Origin of the sequence: Caballeronia glathei (genome assembly GCF_000698595.1) — a bacterium.
GTDB lineage: Bacteria > Pseudomonadota > Gammaproteobacteria > Burkholderiales > Burkholderiaceae > Caballeronia > Caballeronia glathei.
In genome coordinates, this window is the sequence record NZ_JFHC01000008.1 from 92,372 (window position 1) to 113,736 (window position 21,365).

21 protein-coding genes are annotated in these 21,365 nt (G+C 67.3%); 6 read left to right on the plus strand and 15 right to left on the minus strand.

Translation table 11 applies throughout. The features are described from left to right. Positions 1 to 133: 133 nt before the first annotated feature. The 3 genes from BG61_RS08210 to BG61_RS08220 form a co-directional block, all read right to left on the minus strand. A complete protein-coding gene (locus tag BG61_RS08210; protein WP_035938169.1) occupies positions 134 to 964 on the minus strand; it encodes a 3',5'-nucleoside bisphosphate phosphatase in 831 nt (276 codons plus the stop codon). Between the two features lie 90 nt (positions 965 to 1,054). Continuing rightward, positions 1,055 to 1,939, minus strand: coding sequence for an alpha/beta fold hydrolase (locus BG61_RS08215; RefSeq protein WP_035937970.1), 885 nt, complete (start codon positions 1,937 to 1,939; stop codon positions 1,055 to 1,057). A gap of 62 nt (positions 1,940 to 2,001) precedes the next feature. Then, positions 2,002 to 2,829 carry a ferritin-like domain-containing protein gene (locus BG61_RS08220; protein ID WP_035937968.1) on the minus strand — a complete coding sequence of 276 codons (828 nt, stop codon included), beginning with the start codon at positions 2,827 to 2,829 and terminating at the stop codon, positions 2,002 to 2,004. Positions 2,830 to 3,020: 191 nt separating this feature from the next. On the opposite strand from BG61_RS08220, the gene BG61_RS08225 reads away from it, so the two are divergent. The 3 genes from BG61_RS08225 to BG61_RS08235 all read left to right on the plus strand — a co-directional run bounded on the left by BG61_RS08225 (position 3,021) and on the right by BG61_RS08235 (position 5,050). Then, on the plus strand, positions 3,021 to 3,545 hold the full coding sequence (locus BG61_RS08225) for a gamma carbonic anhydrase family protein (RefSeq protein ID WP_035937966.1): 525 nt from the start codon (positions 3,021 to 3,023) through the stop codon (positions 3,543 to 3,545). 50 nt (positions 3,546 to 3,595) lie between these two features. Then, positions 3,596 to 4,546, plus strand: coding sequence for an Hsp33 family molecular chaperone HslO (hslO, locus tag BG61_RS08230; protein ID WP_035937964.1), 951 nt, complete (start codon positions 3,596 to 3,598; stop codon positions 4,544 to 4,546). A gap of 147 nt (positions 4,547 to 4,693) precedes the next feature. Beyond that, positions 4,694 to 5,050, plus strand: a complete 357-nt coding sequence (locus BG61_RS08235) for a hypothetical protein (protein ID WP_035938166.1) — start codon at positions 4,694 to 4,696, stop codon at positions 5,048 to 5,050. Between the two features lie 114 nt (positions 5,051 to 5,164). Here the strand turns inward: BG61_RS08235 and ftsB are convergent, their stop codons facing one another. From ftsB to BG61_RS08285, 10 genes are all read right to left on the minus strand, one after another. Further along, the gene (ftsB, locus tag BG61_RS08240) at positions 5,165 to 5,623 is read right to left on the minus strand and encodes a cell division protein FtsB (protein WP_035937962.1); all 459 of its coding nucleotides are present in this window, start codon (positions 5,621 to 5,623) and stop codon (positions 5,165 to 5,167) included. A gap of 88 nt (positions 5,624 to 5,711) precedes the next feature. Further along, the gene (eno, locus tag BG61_RS08245) at positions 5,712 to 6,995 is read right to left on the minus strand and encodes a phosphopyruvate hydratase (RefSeq protein WP_035937960.1); all 1,284 of its coding nucleotides are present in this window, start codon (positions 6,993 to 6,995) and stop codon (positions 5,712 to 5,714) included. Positions 6,996 to 7,114: 119 nt separating this feature from the next. Continuing rightward, positions 7,115 to 7,402: a DUF1330 domain-containing protein gene (locus tag BG61_RS08250; protein ID WP_035937958.1), complete on the minus strand. Its 288-nt coding sequence runs from the start codon at positions 7,400 to 7,402 to the stop codon at positions 7,115 to 7,117. A gap of 70 nt (positions 7,403 to 7,472) precedes the next feature. Continuing rightward, complete coding sequence (gene kdsA, locus BG61_RS08255; protein ID WP_035937957.1) at positions 7,473 to 8,327, minus strand: 3-deoxy-8-phosphooctulonate synthase; 855 nt, start codon at positions 8,325 to 8,327, stop codon at positions 7,473 to 7,475. Beyond that, the gene (locus BG61_RS08260; protein ID WP_035937955.1) at positions 8,324 to 10,024 is read right to left on the minus strand and encodes a CTP synthase; all 1,701 of its coding nucleotides are present in this window, start codon (positions 10,022 to 10,024) and stop codon (positions 8,324 to 8,326) included. The genes kdsA and BG61_RS08260 overlap by 4 nt, the downstream gene beginning before the upstream one ends. Before the next feature lie 95 nt (positions 10,025 to 10,119). Continuing rightward, positions 10,120 to 11,022, minus strand: a complete 903-nt coding sequence (locus tag BG61_RS08265; protein WP_081868011.1) for an alpha/beta fold hydrolase — start codon at positions 11,020 to 11,022, stop codon at positions 10,120 to 10,122. Positions 11,023 to 11,067: 45 nt separating this feature from the next. Beyond that, positions 11,068 to 13,614, minus strand: a complete 2,547-nt coding sequence (locus tag BG61_RS08270) for a DNA internalization-related competence protein ComEC/Rec2 (RefSeq protein ID WP_035937954.1) — start codon at positions 13,612 to 13,614, stop codon at positions 11,068 to 11,070. An 83-nt stretch (positions 13,615 to 13,697) separates the two neighbouring features. Next, positions 13,698 to 14,483, minus strand: coding sequence for a TatD family hydrolase (locus BG61_RS08275; RefSeq protein WP_035937952.1), 786 nt, complete (start codon positions 14,481 to 14,483; stop codon positions 13,698 to 13,700). Positions 14,484 to 14,489: 6 nt separating this feature from the next. After that, positions 14,490 to 15,203: a lipoprotein-releasing ABC transporter ATP-binding protein LolD gene (lolD, locus tag BG61_RS08280; RefSeq protein WP_035937950.1), complete on the minus strand. Its 714-nt coding sequence runs from the start codon at positions 15,201 to 15,203 to the stop codon at positions 14,490 to 14,492. Then, positions 15,196 to 16,449, minus strand: coding sequence for a lipoprotein-releasing ABC transporter permease subunit (locus tag BG61_RS08285; protein ID WP_035937949.1), 1,254 nt, complete (start codon positions 16,447 to 16,449; stop codon positions 15,196 to 15,198). Before BG61_RS08285 ends, lolD begins: the two co-directional genes overlap by 8 nt. A 422-nt stretch (positions 16,450 to 16,871) precedes the next feature. On the opposite strand from BG61_RS08285, the gene BG61_RS08290 reads away from it, so the two are divergent. After that, the gene (locus BG61_RS08290; RefSeq protein WP_129572270.1) at positions 16,872 to 17,207 is read left to right on the plus strand and encodes a hypothetical protein; all 336 of its coding nucleotides are present in this window, start codon (positions 16,872 to 16,874) and stop codon (positions 17,205 to 17,207) included. A gap of 66 nt (positions 17,208 to 17,273) precedes the next feature. On the opposite strand, the gene BG61_RS08295 is transcribed toward BG61_RS08290, so the two are convergent. Both BG61_RS08295 and BG61_RS08300 read right to left on the minus strand, forming a co-directional pair. Then, entirely contained in the window at positions 17,274 to 17,648 is a 375-nt protein-coding gene (locus tag BG61_RS08295; protein ID WP_129572269.1) for a hypothetical protein, read from the minus strand. A 128-nt stretch (positions 17,649 to 17,776) separates the two neighbouring features. Continuing rightward, on the minus strand, positions 17,777 to 17,959 hold the full coding sequence (locus BG61_RS08300) for a hypothetical protein (protein WP_035937947.1): 183 nt from the start codon (positions 17,957 to 17,959) through the stop codon (positions 17,777 to 17,779). Between the two features lie 533 nt (positions 17,960 to 18,492). Between BG61_RS08300 and BG61_RS08305 the strand changes: the two genes are divergently transcribed. After that, entirely contained in the window at positions 18,493 to 19,599 is a 1,107-nt protein-coding gene (locus BG61_RS08305) for a hypothetical protein (protein ID WP_035937945.1), read from the plus strand. 29 nt (positions 19,600 to 19,628) lie between these two features. Continuing rightward, complete coding sequence (recJ, locus tag BG61_RS08310) at positions 19,629 to 21,335, plus strand: single-stranded-DNA-specific exonuclease RecJ (protein ID WP_035937943.1); 1,707 nt, start codon at positions 19,629 to 19,631, stop codon at positions 21,333 to 21,335. Positions 21,336 to 21,365 lie beyond the last annotated feature (30 nt).

Genomic DNA, 21,365 nt, shown 5'->3' on the forward strand with positions numbered 1-21,365 from the left:
GCAGGCTGGACGATGCGCTTTCGGTCCGGGTGCGGAGACTGGCGTGGTGCATGATCGGTGTGCAGCTATTGGGATGAACCTTCGATCCTGCCAGAAACGCGCGAGGAATGCGCGGTATCGCGCGCCCGGGCGCTCAGAGCCAGCGTTCCCAGACCGGTTTCAGGTCCGCGGGAAGCGGCGGAAGCTGGCCGAGGTCGATGCGGCCTTCGCCCGCGCCATGAAAATCCGAGCCGCGCGAGGCGTAAAAGCCGTAGCGGCGCGCCACCTCAGCGTACTCGCGATATTGATCCGGCGTGTGACTGCCCGTCACCACTTCGATCGCGCTGCCGCCGAGCTGGATGAATTCGTCGAAGAAAGCGGAAAATTCGACCGGCGTGTAGTCGTAGCGCCCCGGATGCGCGATCACCGGCTCGCCGCCCGCCGCGCGGATCCACGAAACGGCGTCCGCGAGTTTCGCCCAGCGGTGCCCGACATAGCCCGGCTTGCCCTCGCAGAGAAAGCGCGCGAACACGTCGGAGGTGTTCTGCGCGTGGCCCGCGTCGACCAGATAGCGCGCGAAATGCGTGCGCGAGATCATGTTCGGGTCGTTCACGTAGCGCAGCGCGCCTTCATACGCGTTCGCAATGCCGATGGACGCAAGCGCCTCGCCGATCGCCTCCCCGCGCGCGGCGCGCCCGTTGCGCGTCGCGGCGAGGCCGTCGAGCAGCGCCTGGTTTTCCGGATCGACATTCAGGCCGACGATGTGCACCGTGCGCCCCGCCCACGTCACCGAGATCTCGACGCCGCTCAGGTACTGCATGCCGAGCCCCTCGGCCGCCTCGCGCGCCTCGCGCTGGCCGCCGAGCTGGTCATGGTCGGTGAGCGCCCACAGCGTCACGCCGCCCGCGTGCGCGCGCCGCGCGACTTCGGCGGGCGCGAGCTGGCCGTCGGAAACAGTGGAATGACAGTGCAGATCGGCGTTCATCGATGGCTTCATAGAATTTGCCTAACATTCTACTGCAACGCCGAAATTCACCGCGCCCGCGGGTCTCGCCCATGTGCCCCGCGCGTGTGCCTATGCACAGAATTGCGCGATCAGCGCGGCGACGCGCTCCGGCTGGTCGTGATGCAGCATGTGCCCCGCTTCGTCGACGATTTCCTCGCGCCAGTCGGGAAACGCCCGGAAGCGGGACTTGAATGCGTCGAGCGGAACGTCCGCTGCGATCGCCGCGAGCGTCGGCGATCCGGCCGCCTCGACGTGCAGCACCTTCGCGCGCACCTGCGACCAGACGGCCATCACCTCGTCCAGCCGGTACAGCAGCGGTCCGCGCAGCTTGTGCGCGGGGTCGGCGAGCAGGCGAAAGCGGCCGTCGTCGCCGCGATTCGCCCAGTGTCCGGCGAGAAACCGGGCGCGCCCGCGCGCAAGACGCGGATTCGTGCGCGTGAGGCGGTCGGCGACTTCGTCGAGCGTCGCGTAGCTTCTCAGCTCGGGCGGCGCGCGCAGGTCGTCGAGCCACTGCGCGATGCGCGCGGGCGAGCGCTTCGGATCGGCGGCGGCGAGCCCGAAGCCCTCCAGATCGACGACGCGGCGCACCCGCTGCGGCCGCACGCCCGCGTACAGGCCGACGACGTTCGCGCCCATGCTGTGCCCGACCAGATTCACCTCGCCAGACGGCGCGTAGTGGTCGAGCAGCGCGTCGAGGTCGGCGAGATAGTCCTGGAACCAGTAGTGGCCGCCGCCGCGCTCGGCGACCGGCCACGCCGACAATCCGAAGCCGCGCGCATCGGGCGCGAGGACCTGCCAGCCGTCGCCGAGCGCATCGACGACGAACTGGAACGACGCCGACACGTCCATCCAGCCGTGCAGCATGAAGAGCATCGGCGCGTCGGGCGCGCCCCAGCGCCGCACGTGCAGGCGCACGCCGCGCACATTGATGAATTCAGACGACGAATCGCGCATGGTGGCCACCGGAAAAGAATGATCGTTCGATTATAGCGGCCGGCGATGTTTTCGAGATGGACTCAGTCCGCCAGGCCGGCGAGCGCGCGAAGCTCGGCTTCGTCGAATCCGGCGTCGCGCCGCGCTTCGAAGTTGAACGGGCCGCGCAGTTTCGGCGCGTGATATTGCTCGGCGAGGTGCGCGTAGGTCGGGTGCGGATCGACGCCCGCGCGCGTGCACAGGAAGCGGAACCAGCGATTGCCGATCAGCACATGGCCGATTTCGTCGCGCAGGATCACGTCGAGAATCGCCGCGGACGCATGGTCGCCCGCTTGCGCGAGGCGCTTCCTGATCGGCGGCGACGCGTCGAGCCCGCGCGCCTCCAGCGTGCGCGGCACGAGCGCCATGCGCGCGAGCACGTCGCCGCGCGTGCGCTGCGCCATTTCCCAGAGGCCGTCGTGAGCGGGAAAGTCGCCGTAGACATGCCCGAACTCGCCGAGTCGCGCGCTCAAAAGCGAAAAATGATGCGCCTCCTCCGCCGCCACTTTCAACCAGTCGAGATAAAAACCGGGTGGCATCGAGGCAAAGCGCCAGATCGCGTCGAGCGCGAGATTGATCGCGTTGAATTCGATGTGCGCGAGCGCGTGCAGGAGCGCCGCGCGCCCCGCTTCCGACTGCATGCCGCGGCGCCTGAGCGAGCCCGGCTCGACGAGGTGCGGCAGCGCAGGGCGGCCGGGCAAGCCGGGCGGCTCGTCCAGTTCGAGCGACGGCTCGACGCTCAGCTCGTGCGCCTCGGTGCGGGCGTGGAGGTGCCTCGCCTGATGGGCCTTCGTCGCGGGATCGCGCTCCAGCAGGACGGCGAGCGCCGCGCGGCGCAGGGAGGGCTCGGAGGAGTCGGATGTGGAAGACATGGAACGCAGCACAGGAAATCGACGGTCGGCGCGCACTTTCGCGGCGGGTGGCCGGGCGCGCCACGGCGTTTCGCCGCAACCGGCTAAAATGGCACTTTCGACGCCCGGCGCCGCCCGCGGCATCATCCTTTAGCCCGGCATTGTAGCGCCGGCGGCATCGGAGCGGCCCGCTCAACCGATCAGGAGACAAAGTGGCAATCTACAAACTCGGCGAAGACGCCCCGACCATCCACGAAAGCGTTTTTCTCGCGGACACCGCGACCATCATCGGCCGCGTGACGCTCGAGGAAAACTCGAGCATCTGGTTCGGCGCCGCGCTGCGGGGCGACAACGAGCCGATCGTGGTGGGACGCGGCAGCAACGTCCAGGAAGGCGCGATCCTGCACGCCGACCCCGGCTTTCCGCTGACGATCGAGGCGAACGTGACGGTCGGCCATCAGGCGATGCTGCACGGCTGCACGATCAAGGAAGGCGCGCTGATCGGAATTCAGGCGGTGGTCTTGAATGGTGCGGTCATCGGCCGCAACTGTCTGGTTGGCGCGGGCGCGGTGGTGACCGAAGGCAAGGTGTTCCCCGACAACACGCTGATCCTCGGCTCGCCCGCGAAGGCGATCCGCGAGATCACCGAAGCCGACATCGCCCGCATGCAGGCGGCGACGAGCAGCTACGCCGACCGGCGCGAGTACTACAAGGCTCAACTCGTGCGGATCGGCTGACGATCGACGATGCGCGGCAGATTGACGCCACATTTATCAAGGAACGAGTTGTGAACGACCAGTTGCAGAAATTCATGTTTAACGCGGCGCCCGTGCGCGGCGAGATCGTCTCGCTGCAGAACACGTGGCAGGAAGTGCTCGCGCGCCGCTCGTATCCGGCGCCCGTGCGCAACGTGCTCGGCGAGATGATGGCCGCGTGCGCGCTGCTGTCGGCGAATCTCAAGTTCGACGGCACGCTGATCATGCAGATCTACGGCGACGGCCCGGTGCAGATGCTGGTCGTGCAGTGCAACTCGGATCTGTCGCTGCGCGCGACCGCCAAGCTCGCCGAAGGCGCCGCGGACCGCATCACCGACGACATGACGCTTCCCGTCCTGCTCAACCAGCACGGCCGCGGACGCTGCGTGATCACGCTCGATCCGGCCGACAAGAAGCCCGGGCAGCAGCCGTATCAGGGCATCGTGCCGCTTTCGGGCGAGCATGGGCCGCTCGCGACGATGGCCGAGGTGCTCGAGCACTACATGCATCACTCGGAGCAGCTCGACACGCGCCTGTGGCTCGCGGCCAACACCGATCGGGCGGTCGGCATGCTGCTGCAGAAGCTGCCCGGCGACGGCGGCATCGTGCCGCATCCGGGCGAGCACGACGCGGACACGTGGCAGCGCGTCTGCCATCTGGGCGGCACGCTTTCCACCGAGGAATTGCTGAAAGAAGAGCCGCAGACCGTGTTCCGGCGTCTTTTCTGGCAGGAGAACGTGCAGCATTTCGAGCCGGCGGCGACGCGCTTCCAGTGCTCCTGCTCGCGCGAAAAGGTGGGCGCGATGCTCAAGATGCTCGGACGCGAGGAAGTGGACAGCGTGATCGAGGAACGCGGCGATGTCGAAGTGCATTGCGAGTTCTGCAACCAGCGCTACGAGTTCGACCCGGTCGACGTTGCGCAACTTTTTGTCGCAAGCGAAATCTCACAAGGAGTGGTCCAGGCACCTCAGCAGCGGCACTGAGCCTTGCCTGGCAAGCAGTCTGGCGGAAAGGCCCTTGAAGGGCCGGTAACGGGCGGTCATCCATGCGCGTCGCTGTCGGCTCCTCGGGAGCGTGCCGGCGCGCTATGATCCGGTTCCGTTTAGTTGTCCGACCCGGTGGAGGTCGAAATGAAGAGCGCTCAGTCGTCGTTGCCCTGGAAGGTGTCGTTGCCGTTCATCGGCGCCGCCTTGCTCGCGGGCTGCATGATGGATCCGCCGGGCCCCTCGCCCATCTACAGCCGGCTGCCCTCCGCGCAGACGCAGCCGCCGCAGCCGCTCTCGAAAGAGGAGCAGGAGCGCTATAACCAGATCGACCACCAGGTGCTTGCCGAACAGCAGCAGGCGATGGCCGCCGATGCCGCCGCGCAGGCGTGGTCGCAGTATTACCGCATGCCGGTCAGCGTGTATGGCAGCTATTACAGCGGCGGCGGATGGGGCCCGCGCTGGGGCACGGGAGTCGGCTTCGGGACGGGCTACTGGTGGTAGCCATTCCTGTCGCTGCAAAGTAAAAAAGGCGCGGTCTGAACCGCGCCTTTTTTTCCCGCCTTCCTTATCCTGGCTCTTTTTCCTGCGTCTTTTCCTGCGACTTTTCCCGATCCCTCAGCCGCCCGGCTTCTTCTTCGCGGCCTCTTCCTTCTCTTTCGTCGCCTTCTTTTCGAGCGCCCTGCGCTCTTCCTTCGATCGCGACACCGGGTTCGGCACCACGCGCATCGGCGCTGCGGAGACCTGGCCGCGCGTGGACGAACTCGCCGCCGGCGCATTCGCCGAATTGGCGGGCGCGGCCGAGTTGGGCGAGACGAACTGCACGAACACCTCGCTGTCCTTCATCATGCCCATTTCGTAGCGCGCACGCTCCTCGACGGCAGCCGTGCCGCTTTGCAGATCCTGCACCTCACCCTGCACGCGTTCGTTGCGCAGCTTCAGGTCGGCATTTTTCTTGGTCTGCTGCACGAGTTGCTGCTGCAATTCATGCACGCGCAACCAGCCACCGTGCCCCCACCAAAGCGGATATTGGATCAGCGCCAGCAGGAGAACGAGGACGACAGTAACAAGCCGCATGTAAGAGCCAAAATAAGCGCCGCCCGGCGTCGTGAAAACGCGGGGCGGCGGGCTGAAAAATTAACTAACGTCCAATTCGGCCAAAGCTTTAGCGCAAGTTGTAGAACGTCGACTTACCCGGGTAGCTCGCGATGTCGCCGAGATCTTCCTCGATACGCAGCAGCTGATTGTATTTCGAGATGCGGTCGCTGCGCGACAGCGAACCCGTCTTGATCTGCCCGGCGTTCAGGCCGACCGCGATGTCCGCGATCGTCGAGTCTTCGGTTTCGCCCGAGCGGTGCGAGATCACGGCGGTGTAGCCCGCGCGCTTCGCCATTTCGATCGCCGCGAAAGTTTCCGTCAGCGTGCCGATCTGGTTGATCTTGATCAGGATCGAGTTCGCGATGCCCTTCTCGATGCCTTCCTTCAGGATGCGCGTATTCGTGACGAACAGGTCGTCGCCGACGAGCTGGATCTTCTTGCCGAGCTTGTCGGTGAGCACCTTCCAGCCGTCCCAGTCGCTTTCGTGCATGCCGTCCTCGATCGACACAATCGGGAACTTGTCGGCGAGCGTCGCCAGATAGTCGGCAAATTCGACCGACGACAGTTGCAGGCCCTCGCCCGCGAGCTGGTACTTGCCGTCGTGGTAGAACTCGCTCGCGGCGCAGTCGAGCGCGAGCAGCACGTCTTCGCCCGCGCGGTAGCCGGCCTTTTCGATGGCCTGCAGGATCGTGGAGAGGCACTCGTCGTTGCTGCCGAAGTTCGGCGCGAAACCGCCTTCGTCGCCCACGGCCGTGCTCATGCCGCGGTCGGAGAGAATCTTCTTCAGCGCATGGAACACTTCGGCGCCGCAGCGCAGCGCTTCGCGAAACGTCGGCTGGCTGACCGGGACAATCATGAATTCCTGGATGTCCAGGCTGTTGTTGGCGTGCGCGCCACCGTTGACGATGTTCATCATCGGCACCGGCAGTTGCATCGCGCCCGAGCCGCCGAAGTAGCGGTAGAGCGGCAGGCCGGCTTCTTCGGCCGCGGCCTTCGCCACCGCCATCGAGACGGCGAGCAGCGCGTTCGCACCGAGGCGCGACTTGTTGTCGGTGCCGTCGAGCTCGAGCAGCGTCTTGTCGAGGAAGGCCTGCTCCGATGCGTCGAGGCCCATGATGGCTTCGGAGATTTCGGTATTGATGTGCTCGACGGCCTTCAGCACGCCCTTGCCGCCGTAGCGGCCGGCTTCGTCGTCGCGCAGTTCGATCGCTTCGCGCGATCCGGTTGATGCGCCCGACGGCACGGCGGCCCGGCCCATCGTGCCCGATTCGAGCAACACGTCGCATTCGACGGTCGGGTTGCCTCGCGAATCGAGAATCTCGCGGCCGATGATATCTACGATAGCACTCATGGTTTCCTCAAGAAATGACGTTGAATTCGTTCAGATCGCTTCAGTTGACTTCACTCAGCGTTGACATGGTTGCGCCGCGGTTATGACCGCGCGCGGGCCCCGGCGTTCGATCGAACCGCTCAGACCCCTTCGACGACCATCATGTTCAGCTGCGCCGCGCCTTCGCGCGCGCGGCGCGCCGCTTCGTATTCGGCGGAGTGGTACCACTTTTTGGCGGTTTCGTAATCGGCGAATTCGAGAACGACCGCGCGCGGGAAGAGCGACCCTTCGAGCGTCTCGCTCTGGCCGCCGCGCACGAGCACCTTTCCGCCGAAGGCTTCGATCGCCTTCGTGGAAAGCGGCCGGTAATCCGCGTACTTTTCCGGATCCGTGACGTTCGCGTTCACGATGATGTAACCCTTCGGCATTCCACTCTCCTCCACCTTTATGACGGCATGAGCGCCGGGGGTCCGGCGCTCATGTGACTTTTTCGGCTGACTAGTTGAAATCGTTCTCGAGGAACGGGCCGCGCTTCACGGCCTGATCCAGCGCGACGAGCGTTTCGAGCAGCGCCTCCATGCGATGAAGCGGCACCGCGTTCGGACCGTCGGATTTCGCGCATGCCGGGTCGGGGTGCGTTTCCATGAAGAGGCCCGCGACGCCCGTTGCGACCGCGGCCCGCGCGAGCACCGGCACGAATTCGCGCTGACCGCCGGAACTCGTGCCCTGCCCGCCCGGCAGCTGCACCGAGTGGGTCGCGTCGAAGACGACGGGCGCTTGCGTCTCGCGCATGATCGCGAGCGAGCGCATGTCGGACACGAGGTTGTTATAGCCAAACGACACGCCGCGCTCGCATGCCATGAAGCGGTCCTCCGACAGCCCCGCTTCGCGCGCGGCGTCGCGCGCCTTGTCGATGACGTTGATCATGTCGTGCGGCGCGAGGAACTGGCCCTTCTTGATGTTCACGGGTTTGCCCGAGCGCGCGCACGCGTGGATGAAATCGGTCTGGCGGCACAGGAACGCGGGCGTCTGAAGCACGTCGACCACCGAGGCAACCGCTTCGATCTCCGCCTCGGAGTGGACATCGGTCAGCACCGGCACGCCGAGCTGCTTTTTCACCGCGCCGAGAATGCGCAGGCCCTCGTCCATGCCGAGGCCGCGGAACGACTTGCCGGAGCTGCGGTTCGCCTTGTCGTATGAAGACTTGTAGATGAACGGCACGTTCAGCTTCGCGCAGATTTCCTTCAGGCGCCCCGCTACGTCGATCGTCATCTGCTCCGATTCGACCACGCACGTGCCCGCGATCAGAAAAAACGGCTTGTCGAGACCGACTTCGAAGTCACACAGTTTCATGCCTGCGCTCCGGCAGTGGCACGCGCGATCTTTTCGGCCGGCTTCGCGCCGCCCACCGCCTCGGCATGCGCGCGCGCTGCTTCGACGAACGCCTTGAAGAGCGGATGGCCGTCGCGCGGCGTCGAGGTGAATTCCGGGTGGAACTGGACGCCGACGAACCACGGATGCAGCGACTGCGGCAATTCCATCATTTCGGGCAGGTCCTCGCTCGGGGTACGGGCGCTGATGATAAGGCCGCCCGCCTCGAGCTGGGGCACGAAACGGTTATTGACTTCATAACGGTGACGGTGACGCTCGTTCACATCGCTGCCGTAGATGCGCTCGGCCATCGTGCCGGGCTTGATCGGGCACTTCTGCGAACCGAGGCGCATCGTGCCGCCGAGATCCGACTCCTCGTTGCGCTTTTCCACATGGCCCGCGCGGTCGTACCACTCGGTGATGAGCGCGACGACCGGGTTCTCCGTGGCCGGCTCGAACTCGGTGCTGTTCGCGTCGGCGAGGCCGGCGACGTCGCGTGCGAATTCGATTACCGCGAGCTGCATGCCGAGACAGATGCCGAGATACGGCGTCTTCGATTCGCGCGCATAGCGGATCGCCTTGATCTTGCCTTCCGTGCCGCGCCGCCCGAACCCGCCCGGCACGAGCACGGCGTCGAGATGCTTGAGCCCCTCGACGCCTTCCGCGTCGATCTGCTCCGAGTCGATGTACTCGATGTTGACCCTGGTGGACGTATGGATCGCCGCGTGGCGCAGCGCCTCGATCAGCGATTTGTACGATTCGGTGAGTTCCACGTATTTGCCGACCATGCCGATCGTCACTTCGCTCCTGGGGTTCTCGAGCTTCTCGACGAGCTGCGACCACATGCTGAGGTCGGCCGGATTCGGCGAAAGCTTCAGCTCGTTGCAGATGATCTCGTCGAGCCCCTGGTCGTGCAGCATCTGCGGGATCTTGTAGATGCTGTCCACGTCCCACACCGAAATGACCGCGTCTTCCGGCACGTTCGAGAAGAGCGAGATCTTCTGGCATTCGTCGTCGGGGATGCGGCGGTCCGCGCGGCACAGGAGCACGTGCGGCAAGATGCCGATCTCGCGCAGCTTCTGCACGCTGTGCTGCGTGGGCTTCGTCTTCAGCTCGCCCGCGGTGGCGATGTACGGCACCAGCGTGAGATGCACGAAGCACGCGCTGTTGCGCCCGAGGCGCAGGCTCATCTGGCGCACCGCCTCGAGGAACGGCAGCGATTCGATGTCGCCCACCGTGCCGCCGATTTCCACGATCGCCACGTCCGGCTCGCCGCACGTCGCCGCTGCGGCGCCGCGCTCGAGGAAAGCCTGGATTTCGTTGGTGATGTGCGGAATGACCTGGACCGTCTTGCCGAGATATTCGCCGCGGCGCTCCTTGCGGATCACCGACTCGTAGATCTGGCCCGTCGTGAAGTTGTTGGCCTTGCGCATCTTCGTACTGATGAAGCGCTCGTAGTGGCCGAGGTCGAGGTCGGTTTCCGCGCCGTCTTCCGTCACGAACACTTCGCCGTGCTGGAACGGGCTCATCGTGCCGGGGTCGACGTTGATGTAGGGATCGAGCTTGAGGAGGGTGACTTTGAGGCCGCGCGATTCGAGGATCGCGGCGAGGGAAGCGGCGGCAATACCCTTGCCGAGGGAAGACACTACGCCGCCGGTGACGAATACATATTTGGTCATCGCTAGGTGCTCGCGGGAAAAACGGATTATACCGTAAAGGCCGCCTCCACCCCAGAGCGCGCGGCGCCGTTTTTACACGTCGCCGCGCGCTTTTTTCAGCGATTCACGCCCTCGCGCCCGGCGCTCGCTTCCTGCTTCGGGGCCGCGTTCAGTGCATCAGGTGCGTCAAGCGCACCAAGCGCGCCAAGTGCATTAAGCAGCCGCTGCACTGCGCGCGCCGTATCGATCGGGCGTTCCATCGGAAACAGGTGGCTGCCCTCGACCCATTCGAAATGCTCACCCGCGATGCGCCGCGTCGCCGCGAGCCCCACCTGGCGCACCTCTTTCGAATGCGTGCCCGCGACGAAGCCGACGGGCACCGGCACGCCGCGCGCGACACGCGCACCGAGCGTGTGCGGCAGGGTCCTGTAGACCAAGTACTCGACGTCGCGGTCGAACGCGAGCGAGCGCGCTCCGTGGGCATTCGTTTGCGGAATCGCGAAGTCGATGTAGTCGGACAGCATGCGTTCGTCCCAGCGCGCGAACGCGGGCTTCGCATGGAAATGCCGCCACGCCTCATCGCGGTTCGCCCACTGCGTGCGGCGCTTCCTGGTCGCGGCCGCGGGCGACAGGCGCTCGTCGAGCCCCGTCCACTGCGACACGCGCAGGAGGCTGCTGCGCCAGCCGCCGATCACCGGCGAGTCGAGCATCACCACGCCCTTCACCCACTGCGGGCGCTTCATCGCCGCCATCAGCGACAGATAGCCGCCAAGCGAATGGCCGACGAGCCACACGTTCGGCGGCGCGCGGCGATCCCCGGCGTCGTGGCGCGTGCTCGCGACGTCCTCGAGCAGCTGGTCGACGAGATGCGGCCAGTCGCGCGTGACGGGAAAGCGCGGATCGTGCCCGTAGCGTTCGAGCGAGCGTATCTCGAAGTCGTCGGCGAGTTCGGCGAAGATCGTCCGGTACGTGGACGCCGGAAAACCGTTCGCGTGGGAAAAATGAATGATGTCCTTCAAGTGGCTCTCGGCTCCCCTTCCGGGTTCTGGTCGTGTCCTTCAGCGTCAGCGGTCCATCCAGTAGCGCGCGCGTGCCTGCCGGAAGCGCTCGAGCGTGATCGCCGATGACACCTCGACGCGCGCGGCGCCGTCGCCGTCACTGCGCGCAAGCTCGATGGCGCGCAGCCGGTAGCGCTCGAAGACGCCCGGATGCGGGTGACGAAAACGGTTGCGATAGCCTACCTGAAATACCGCGACGAGCGGACCGACGGAATCGAGGAAAGGCTCGGTCGAGGACGTCCTGCTGCCGTGATGCGGAACGACGAGCACGTCCGCCTGCAGTGCAGCAGCGTCGCGGCGCAGCAGTTCGCGTTCGACGTCCGCTTCGATGTCGCCGGTCAGAAGCGCGGACCGCCCTTGCGCACTCGTCACTTTCAGCACGCACGACTGCGCGTTCGGCTTGCCCGCGAGCGCATGCGCGTCGGGCCACAGCATCGCGAATTCGACCCCGTCCCAGTTCCAGCGCTGGCCCGCCGCGCACCGCAGCGCCTCCCCGCCGCGCGCGCGGGCGGCGTCCCACAACGGGTGGCGCGGCGCAAGCGAGCCCAGCAACTGCATGACGCGAACGTCCTCGATCACCGCCTGTGCACCGCCCGCGTGATCGGAATCCGAATGGCTGACGACGAGCGCATCGAGCGTCGCGATGCCTTCGGCGGCCAGATATGGCGCGACGATCCGCTCGCCCGCGTGCGTCGACTCGGGACCGGGGCCAGCATCGAACAGCAGGGTGTGGCGCGCGGTCTCGACGACGATCGACGACCCCTGCCCGACATCCAGCGCCGTCAGACGAAACGTGCCCGGCGGCGGCGCATGCGGCGCGGGAAATACGAGCGGCAGCCACGCGAGCGGCGCGGCGAAGCGCAGCGGCCAGCCGCGCGGCGCGAGCGCCCACGCGACGCCCGCCGCCGCGGCGGCGAGCGCGAACGCATCGGGCTGCGGCAGCCGCCAGAGCGCCCACGCCGGGCTCGCGAGCCACGCGAGGACGTCGCACATGAGCGTCAGCAGGCCGTGCGCGGCGCGATAGGCGAATGCGTCGAGCGGCGCGGGCAGCAGCACGCCGGCGAGCACGACCGGCGTGACGAGCACGCTGACCCACGGAATCGCGACGGCATTGGCGAGCGGGCCCACGAGCGGAATCTGCGAGAACCAGTAGGCGGTGAGCGGCGCAAGACCGATCGTGACGGCGTACTGCACCCGTGCGCCCGACGCGATCCGCGTGCGCAGCCGCCAGGCGATCAGACCCGCACGCCGGAGCACGCTGCTGCGTGAGCGCGTGACGGCGCGGACCGCCGCCTCCTCGTCCGTCCCGCTGCCGGCCCCGACCGGCACGTGCGGCTCTGCCCCGCCGCCAGCGTCGTCGCTGCCCTCACCGTGCCATCTCGACGCGCGCCGCCCGTGCGCCGCTGTCGCGAGAAGAATTGCGGCGACCGCGCAGAACGACAGCCAGAAACCCGCTGCCGTGACCGCCCATGGGTCGACGAACAGCACGAGCGCGAGCGCCCACGCCAGCACCAGCGACGACGCGGGGCGACGCCCGCCCAGAAACGCGATCGCGGCGAAGACGAGCGTCCAGAGCGCCCGCTGCGCCGGCACGTTGAATCCTGCGAGGCCCGCGTAGACGGCGGCGAACAGCGCGCCGCCGGCTGCGGCCGCCTTCGGCGCTGCCACACACAGCGAAAGAGGCACGCCACGCCAGCGCACGCGCCGCCAGAGAAAGCCGGCGAGCGCCGCGGCGAGCCCCGCGACAAAGGCGATATGCAGCCCCGAGATCGCGACGAGATGGCTCGTGCCGGTGGCGCGCATCAGCGTCCAGTCGTCGTCGCGGATCCCGTCCTGCGCACCTACCGCGAGCGCCACGACGATGCCGCGATGCGGCGCATCGCCGAGTGCGGCACCGATGCGCTCGCGCAGATGCGCACGCCACCGGTCGAGCGTGAGCGCGATGCCCGACGCATCGCGGGGCAGCTTGCGTGCCGCCGATGCGTTTGCGACATAGCCCGTCGCGCGGATGTTGCGGGCAAGAAGCGATGCCTCGGCGTCGCGCAAGCCGAAGTTCGCGTTGCCGTGCGGGCGCTTGAGCCGAACGGTCAGCACCCAGCGCTGCCCCGCCCGAAGCTCGGGCGGTGGCGCCTCGGCAGGCTTGCCGCCGCCGTCGAGCGCAAGCCACGACAGCTGCACGATGCGCGGAAAGTCGTTCAGCCCCGCATCGTTCGATTCGGATTCGAAGAGAAACCGCGTGCTGCCGGCGCCGATCGAAGGCAGTCCGCGCACGAAGCCCGTCACTTCGATATTGCGCCCTTCGTACGCGGGCGGAAGTTGCGTCCGCAGCCGCATGTCGGCGCGCAGCGCGGCGTACGCGAAGCCGAACACGAACGCCGCGAGCGGCAAGGCGACGGCGCGCCAGCGCGCGCATGCCCGGCCACCTGCACAGGCCCATGCACATGCGCCGCAAAACGCCGCGGCGAGCGCGGCCCAGCCGATCCCGCCCGGCAACGCGCCCTGCTGCTGCAGACACCAGACCCCCAACGCGAAGCCAAGCAGGACGACACGCACACACGACCCCCGCAACGTTCAAGGCGAACGCGTGCACACTGGATGACCCGCTCATCCGGCGCATGCACCCGAACCGCAAACGATTATGAAGAGATCAGGCGAAGCCGCGGCAGCGCGGCGTGCGCGTTAGCCGTTGTGCCGATGGAGAGCGCTTCTTCGGAGATGCCGCGCAGCCCGGCGAGCACCGCCGCGATGCCCGCCACCTGGTCCGGCGTGTTGCGTCCCTTGTAGCGCCACGACGGGGCGATGTCGGGGGCGTCGGTTTCGAGTACGATCGCCTCGAGCGGCAGGTCCGCGGCGAGCCGCCTGATCTGCCGGGCGCGCTCGAACGTCAGATTGCCGCCGAACCCCAGATGCATGCCGTGCGCGATGAACGCCTCGGCCTGCTGGAAGCTGCCGTTGAACGCATGCGCGATGCCGCTTTTCACGCCATGCACGCGCAGGCCCTTGAGCACCTTGTCCTGCGACTTGCGCACGTGGCAGATCACCGGCAGACCGAACTCGCGCGCGAGTTTGAGCTGCTCGCCGTAGAAGAACTGCTGGCGGGCGTCGTCGAGGGTCGGCACGAAATAGTCGAGACCGATCTCGCCGATGCCCACGAAAAGCGGATCGCCGAGGCTCGCTTCGATTTCCTCGCGCAGCACGCGCAGGTCGTCGTCCGCGGCGCGCGGCGTGAAAAGCGGATGGATGCCGAGCGCGTACGCGCCGCCGATGCGATGCGCGAGCTTGCGCACCGTCGCGAAGTTCTCGCGCGCGACGCCCGGAATCACGATACGCGATACGCCCGCCCCGCGCGCCGCCGCGGCGACGTCGTCGCGGTCTGCGTCGAACTCCGACGCGTCGAGATGGCAGTGCGTATCGATCCACATGGCGTCTTACACCGGCACCGGCGGCTCTTCGTACAGCACGCCGTCGCGCAGACGCATGATGCGGTCGCAGCGGGCCGCGAGGTCGGGGTCGTGCGTGACAATCACGAAGCTCGTGTCGAGCGTCTGCGAGAGTTCGAGCATCAGGTTGAAGACGGTGTCGGCGGTGCCGCCGTCGAGGTTGCCGGTCGGCTCGTCGGCGAGCACGCACGCCGGGCGCGACACCAGTGCGCGCGCGATGGCCACGCGCTGGCGCTCGCCGCCCGAGAGCTCGCCCGGCCGATGCTTCGCGCGATGCCCGATGCCCACGCGCTCGAGCATCTGCATCGCCTCGTGGCGCGACGCCTCCTCGGTCATGCGGCGAATCCTGAGCGGCATTGCGACGTTGTCGAGCGCCGTGAATTCCGCCAGCAGATGATGGAACTGATAGACGAAGCCGAGCGCGCGGTTGCGCAGATCGTTGCGCTCGCGCTCCTTCAGGTCCGTGAACGGCTTGCCGAGCAGCGAGACGCGGCCCGCGCTCGGCTCGTCGAGCCCGCCGAGCACGTGCAGCAGCGTGCTCTTGCCCGAGCCCGATGCGCCGACGATCGCGAGCTTCTCGCCGCGATACACCTCCAGTTGCGTGTTGTTCAGCACCTGCACGTTGAAGCCGCCCTGCACGAACGTCTTCGAAATGGAGGTGGCCTGCAGCACGATATTCGTGTCGTTGTTCATGTCACTCATAGCGCAGGGCCTCCGCCGGGCGAACCTTCGCGCCGCGCCAGCTCGGATAGAGCGTCGCGAGCGACGACAGCACGAACGCGATGATGCCGATCTTCGCGACATCGGCAGGGACGAGCTCCGAAGGCAGCTCGCTGATGAAATACACCGACGGCGGCAGGAACTGCACGCCGATCAGGTGCTCGATCATCGGCACGAGCCACGGAATGCTCCACGCAATCAGGCATCCGAGCGTCACGCCGATCGCCGTGCCGATGAAGCCGATCGTCACGCCCTGAATCACGAAGATCTTCATGATCGAGCCCGGTTGCGCACCGAGCGTGCGCAGGATCGCGATGTCGGCCTGCTTGTCGGTGACGGTCATCACGAGCGAGGACACGAGGTTGAACGCCGCCACCGCGATGATCAGCGTGAGGATGATGAACATCATGCGCTTTTCGATCTGCACGGCGGAGAACCAGGTCTTGTTCTGCTGCGTCCAGTCGCGGATGTAGAGATCGCCCGAAAGCGTGCGCGCGAGCTGGCGCGCGACTTCCGGCGCGCGCTGCATGTCCTTCAGCTTCAGGCGCACGCCGGTCGGCGCGGGCAGGCGAAAGAGCGCCTGCGCATCCCTGATCGAGATCAGCGCGAGCGTGGAATCGTATTCGTAGTGGCCCGACTCGAACACGCCGACCACCGTGAACTGCTTCAGGCGCGGCATCATGCCGGCCGGCGTGATCGTGCCTTCGGGTGCGACGAGCGTGACCTTGTCGCCGGTCGTCACGCCGAGATTGGTCGCGAGATCGGCGCCGAGCACGATGCCGAATTCGCCCGGCGCGAGGCTCGTGAGCGAGCCCGCGCGCATTTCCTTGCCGATGTCCGACACCTGCGGCTCGAGCGCCGGTTCCACGCCGCGCAGCGCCACGCCGCTCACGGCGCCCTGGCGCGTGAGGAGCGCCTGCGCATCGACGTAAGGCGCCGCGCCGATCACTTCGGGATTGCGGCGCGCTTCCTGCGCGGTCAACTGCCAGTTGGGCATCGAGCCCGTCGGGGAGAAGATTTCGACGTGCGCGAGGACGGAGAGCATCCTGTCGCGGACTTCCTTCTGAAAGCCGTTCATCACGGAGAGCACCACGATCAGCGCGGCGACGCCGAGCGCGATGCCCGCCATCGACACGAGCGCGATGAACGAGATGAAACCGTTGCCTGTCGTGCGTTTGCCGGCGCGCGTGTAGCGCCAGCCGATCTGCCATTCATAGGGAAGTTTCAAGCGAGTCCTTTCAGCGTTCTTCGATCTTGCGCCGCGCGGTGACGCCTGTCGTGCTTCGTGCATCACGCGCGGCATGGGTCTTTGTGTTCGTTGCGACCTGCGCCCCTGGCCATTCGACATACACGCCGACATGCACGCATATACGCGCGCGGGCGGGCTCTGGACGCCCTTTCGACGCAATTTCGCGCCTCCAGGGCGATTGCGGCCTCCGATCAACCGCGAAGTTTGCCACACAATCCGGTGTGAACCCGCCATCGCCGCCTCGGCGCGGGCCCCGGTTGAGAAAGCCGTGACGCTGAATTGGTTCAACCGGACGGGCGCGAAACGCGCGGCCGGACGGGCTTCGCGTGCCCGCGATGCGCACTTTTTTCAGCGAAGCCGCCATCGCCTATACTGTACATCCATACAGTATTCCGACCGGCATGAAGCTCCCCTCGTTCGCCGCGCCCACCCTCGCCGATCTGCGCGACTGGTGGCACAGGCATCCGCACCCGGACGTGCGCCGGCTGATCCTCGAGGTTCAGCGGCAGCGGCTCGAACTGCTCGAAACCCGCACGCTCTTCGACGAGGGCTTTCGCCAGGTCGAGCGCGACGCGCCCGCGCTGGCGACCAACGGCATGCCCCTTTCCAGGGTTCGCGTGAGGCTTGCAATCGAGATTCGCCGCGCGGGCGTGATCGACGATTCGCCGAAGCCGAAACCGCCGCAAGTGGTGGATTTCCAGAGGATGGCGGCACACGGCAAGCCCGCGACCGATTGATTGATTCAAAGGGTGCTCGCGCGGACGGCCGCGCCTGGCCTCGAAGCGCACCGGGCCCCCGTGCGCCTAAAGATCCGCCAGATCCAGCACCACCGGACTCGACGCGCCGCGCAGCACCTTCGCGATGGCGGCATCGCGTATCTCGCCGGCATGCCGGATGAAGATCGCGAGCGCAGGTTCCGCGGGCGGCGCCGGCGCAAAGCGGCTGCGCAAGGCGTCGTACCCGACGAGCCCTCGATAGGACACGCCCTTCACCTCGAATTCGAAGTTGATCGCTTCGGAATACCAGTCGTCGACGATGGACGTGACGGGCGGACCGGACGCGGCGCCGGACGCTCCCTGCGCGGACATCGAGCGCGCCCGCACGATGCGCTGGCGCCTCGCAGCGGCGGCGACGAGCCGCGCGACGCGCAACAGGATCTGCCTGATTCTAGGTGCCATGACGCGCTCCAGCCGGGCCCGGCGCGCGCCGCGTATGGCACGCCCCGCCGCCCTGCATGCGCAACGCTTGCGCCAGCCCCCGCCGGACGCACGCCCTCACGCCGCTGGCCGCCGCTTGCGATCCGCCGTCACGATTGCGTCCCGTGGCGCGATCGCGCCGAGGCGATGCCTTTCTTTACGCGGGTCTTCGCGGCCGCGGAGTCGCGCTGCTCGCGCTCCTGGATCGCGCCGCCGCGAATGAATGCGCACAGGCAGATTACGCCGATAGTCCAGATCAGGCCGATGATGACGGCCACGAGTGTCGTGTTCATGAGCGAGCCCCTAGAGGCAAAAACAGCGGTTCAGGTTGCGCGCGACGCGCGCCGATCAGCTCGAACGGCCCGGCGCCCGCAATCGCGCGAGAGCGGGCACGAGGTCGACAAACTCACCCTGAAGCGCCTCGCCCCTGGCCGACGGGCAGGCGTTAGTCCCCGAACACTCTGTTTCTTGGATTTTTCCGAGTGGCATGTTGGTCTCCAGCTTTTTTGTGCAACATTTTCAGCAGCAGCTTAGAAGCAAGGCGCCGCGCAATATGCGGCGCCGGTCACACTGACATCAAGTTGAACGCCATCGGACGCGCGCGAATGCGGTGCGCCGAACCCAGCCGCACAGTTCCCGCTCATTTGTGCGACCAGACGGAACGGCCGGTGCCACGCGGGCGGACTTGCAGCCGGACTTACGGCCGGACTCGCAGTCGAACTCGCAGCCGGACTTGCAGCGTGCATTTCACGCATCGGCCTGCATCGCATCGCGTCCTGGGCCCCGCGCGCCGATGCCCGGAAGAACCCGGATCGTTTGCCATACAATGCGCAGCATCATGCCCGTTCAAGACCTTCACCTCCTGTTGCCGTTCGCGCTGCCATCGGCGGCGGACGCCGCCACCGCGCTCCACAACCTGGAAAGTCCCGCCCTCGAAAGGCTGCTCGCCCGCGCGACGCTCGACGAGCGCGTGATCGGCGAGGATTTTCAGCGCACGCTGCCGCACGAGCGCTGGATCGCGCGGCAATTCGGCGCGGTCAACACCGCCGCCGACGCCACGCCCGCCGACGAAGCACCGCTCGCGCCCTACATGCTGCTCGCCGACGGCGGCACGCCCGGCGACGCGCCGTGGGCGTGCGTCGAGCCGGTGCACGTGCGCATCGCGCATGACCATCTGGTGCTGATCGACCCGGCCACGCTCCAGGTGTCCGACGACGAAGCGCACACGCTCTTTCAGGTGGTCAAGCCGCTGATCGAGGAACTGGGCATCGAGGTGCAGGCGCCCGCCGCGACGCGCTGGTACGTGTCGGGCGAGAGTCTCGGCGCGCTCGCGGGCGCCTCGCCGCTGCGCGCGAGCGGACGCAACATCGAAATCTGGCTGCCGCACGAAGCGAAGACGGGCGAGCGTTCGCGCGCCTGGATGAAGCTGCAGAACGAAGTGCAGATGGCGTGGTTCGAGCATCCGCTGAACGAGGCGCGCGAAGCGCGCGGCCTGCCCGCGATCAACTCGATCTGGCTGCACGCCCAGGGCACGTTGCGCACCGTGACGAGCCCGTTCGCGCGCGTGATGTCGGACGCCGCGGCGACGCGGGGCCTCGCGCTCGCCGCCGGTCTCGCGCCGCAGTCGCCGCCGGCGTCGTTTGCAGCGCTTGCAGCGTCGGGCGATTCAGGCCATTCCGGACGCACGCTCGTCGAACTCGATCCGTTTTCGGCACCCTTCATCGAGCAGGACTGGGCGCGCTGGAACGCGTCGCTGAAGGCGCTCGAAGCCGCCTGGTTCGCGCCCGCCCTCGCCGCGTTGAGCGACGGCTCGCTCGGCACCCTGCGCTTCACGCTGTGCAGCGACACCGGCTCGGTCACGCTCACCGCGACGCGCGGGAGCCTGCGCAAGTTCTGGCGCCTCCGGCCGATCGCGGCGCTGTTCATCGAATAATCAGTGACTCAACCACGAGCCCCCTTCGCATGACCCGAATCGTCACCCGCGCCTCCTCCCCCGCCGATGCCGAAGTGCTCGTGCGCCACGGCCTGCATCCGGTGATTGCGCGGCTTTACGCGTCGCGCGGCGTGTCCTCGCCCGATGACATCGAAACGGAGCTGAAAAAGCTCCACGCGCCCGTCGGCCTGAAGGGGTGCGACGAAGCCGCCGCCCTGCTCGCCGATGCGCTCGCCGCGAACCGCCGGATGCTGGTCGTCGCCGACTACGACTGCGACGGCGCGACCGCGTGCGCCGTCGCCGTGCGCGGCCTGCGGATGTTCGGCGCGCGGATCGACTACCTCGTGCCGAACCGCTTCGAGTACGGCTACGGGCTCACGCCCGAGATCGTCGGGCTGGCCGCGCGCCTCCCGCAGGGCCGGCCCGACCTGCTGATCACGGTGGACAACGGCATTGCGAGCGTCGATGGCGTGCAGGCGGCGAACTCGCTCGGCATCGACGTCCTCGTCACCGACCATCACCTGCCCGGCGACGAACTGCCGCCCGCGCGCGCGATCGTCAACCCGAACCAGCCGGGCTGCACGTTCCCGAGCAAGTGCATCGCGGGCGTCGGCGTGATGTTCTACGTGCTGCTCGCGCTGCGCGCGGAACTGCGCCGCCGCAACGCGTTCACCGACGCGGCGCCCGAGCCGCGGCTCGACGGCCTGCTCGATCTGGTCGCGCTCGGCACCGTCGCCGACGTGGTGAAGCTCGACGCGAACAACCGCATCCTCGTCGCGCAGGGCCTGAAGCGGATTCGCGCCGGGCGCATGCAGCCGGGGATCGCGGCGCTCTTTCGCGCGGCCGGACGCGACGCGCGCGCGGCCTCGGGCTTCGACATGGGCTTCGCGCTCGGCCCGCGCCTGAATGCGGCGGGACGGCTCTCGGACATGTCGCTCGGCATCGAGTGCCTGACGACCGACGACATCGGCCGCGCCTGGGAGCTCGCGCAGCAGCTCGACGCGATCAACCGCGAGCGGCGCGAAATCGAGGCGGGCATGCAGCAGCAGGCGCTGGAGGAACTCCAGTCGGTCGATCCCGGCGATTGCGCGACGCTCACGCTCTTCAATCCGGGCTGGCATCAGGGCGTGATCGGGATCGTCGCGGGGCGGCTCAAGGAGCGGTTTCACCGGCCGTCGTTCACGTTCGCGCACGCGGACGACAGCGGCGTCCTCTCGAAGGGCTCCGGGCGCTCGATTCCCGGCTTTCACCTGCGCGACGCGGTCGATCTGATCTCGAAGCGCGAACCGGGCCTCATCCACAAGTTCGGCGGCCACGCGATGGCCGCGGGCCTCACGATCGCCACCGCCGACATCCCGCGCTTCACGGCGGCCTTCGAGGCGGTCGGCCGCGAATGGCTGAGCGCAGAGGCGCTCTCGCGGGTGGTCGAAACCGACGGCGAGCTGGAAGACGCCTATTTCACGCCGCAGTTCGTCGAAATGATCGACGCGGCCGTCTGGGGACAGGGCTTCCCGGCGCCGGTGTTTTCGGGCGAATTCGACGTGGCGTCGCAGGCGCTCGTGAAGGACAAGCACCTGAAGCTGCAGCTCGTGCGCGGGCGCCAGCGCTTTTCCGCGATCTGGTTCAACCACGTCGATCCGCTGCCGGCGCGCACCATCGTGGCCTACCGGCTCGTGAGCGACACCTGGAACGGCGTCGCGCGGGTGCAGATGATCGTGGAGCATGCGCTCGCCTGACAGGCGAGCCCGGGCGCGGGTGGCCCGCCC

Coding starts and splice junctions, on each gene's coding strand:
- BG61_RS08295 (WP_129572269.1), bottom strand. CDS start 17,648: ATGGCACCTAGAATCAGGCAGATCCTGTTGCGCGTCGCGCGGCTCGTC.
- recJ (WP_035937943.1), top strand. CDS start 19,629: ATGACCCGAATCGTCACCCGCGCCTCCTCCCCCGCCGATGCCGAAGTG.
- ftsB (WP_035937962.1), bottom strand. CDS start 5,623: ATGCGGCTTGTTACTGTCGTCCTCGTTCTCCTGCTGGCGCTGATCCAA.
- BG61_RS08305 (WP_035937945.1), top strand. CDS start 18,493: ATGCGCAGCATCATGCCCGTTCAAGACCTTCACCTCCTGTTGCCGTTC.
- BG61_RS08260 (WP_035937955.1), bottom strand. CDS start 10,024: ATGACCAAATATGTATTCGTCACCGGCGGCGTAGTGTCTTCCCTCGGC.
- kdsA (WP_035937957.1), bottom strand. CDS start 8,327: ATGAAACTGTGTGACTTCGAAGTCGGTCTCGACAAGCCGTTTTTTCTG.
- lolD (WP_035937950.1), bottom strand. CDS start 15,203: ATGAGTGACATGAACAACGACACGAATATCGTGCTGCAGGCCACCTCC.
- BG61_RS08290 (WP_129572270.1), top strand. CDS start 16,872: ATGAAGCTCCCCTCGTTCGCCGCGCCCACCCTCGCCGATCTGCGCGAC.
- BG61_RS08220 (WP_035937968.1), bottom strand. CDS start 2,829: ATGTCTTCCACATCCGACTCCTCCGAGCCCTCCCTGCGCCGCGCGGCG.
- BG61_RS08275 (WP_035937952.1), bottom strand. CDS start 14,483: ATGTGGATCGATACGCACTGCCATCTCGACGCGTCGGAGTTCGACGCA.
- BG61_RS08215 (WP_035937970.1), bottom strand. CDS start 1,939: ATGCGCGATTCGTCGTCTGAATTCATCAATGTGCGCGGCGTGCGCCTG.
- eno (WP_035937960.1), bottom strand. CDS start 6,995: ATGAGTGCTATCGTAGATATCATCGGCCGCGAGATTCTCGATTCGCGA.
- BG61_RS08250 (WP_035937958.1), bottom strand. CDS start 7,402: ATGCCGAAGGGTTACATCATCGTGAACGCGAACGTCACGGATCCGGAA.
- BG61_RS08210 (WP_035938169.1), bottom strand. CDS start 964: ATGAACGCCGATCTGCACTGTCATTCCACTGTTTCCGACGGCCAGCTC.
- BG61_RS08235 (WP_035938166.1), top strand. CDS start 4,694: ATGAAGAGCGCTCAGTCGTCGTTGCCCTGGAAGGTGTCGTTGCCGTTC.
- BG61_RS08300 (WP_035937947.1), bottom strand. CDS start 17,959: ATGAACACGACACTCGTGGCCGTCATCATCGGCCTGATCTGGACTATC.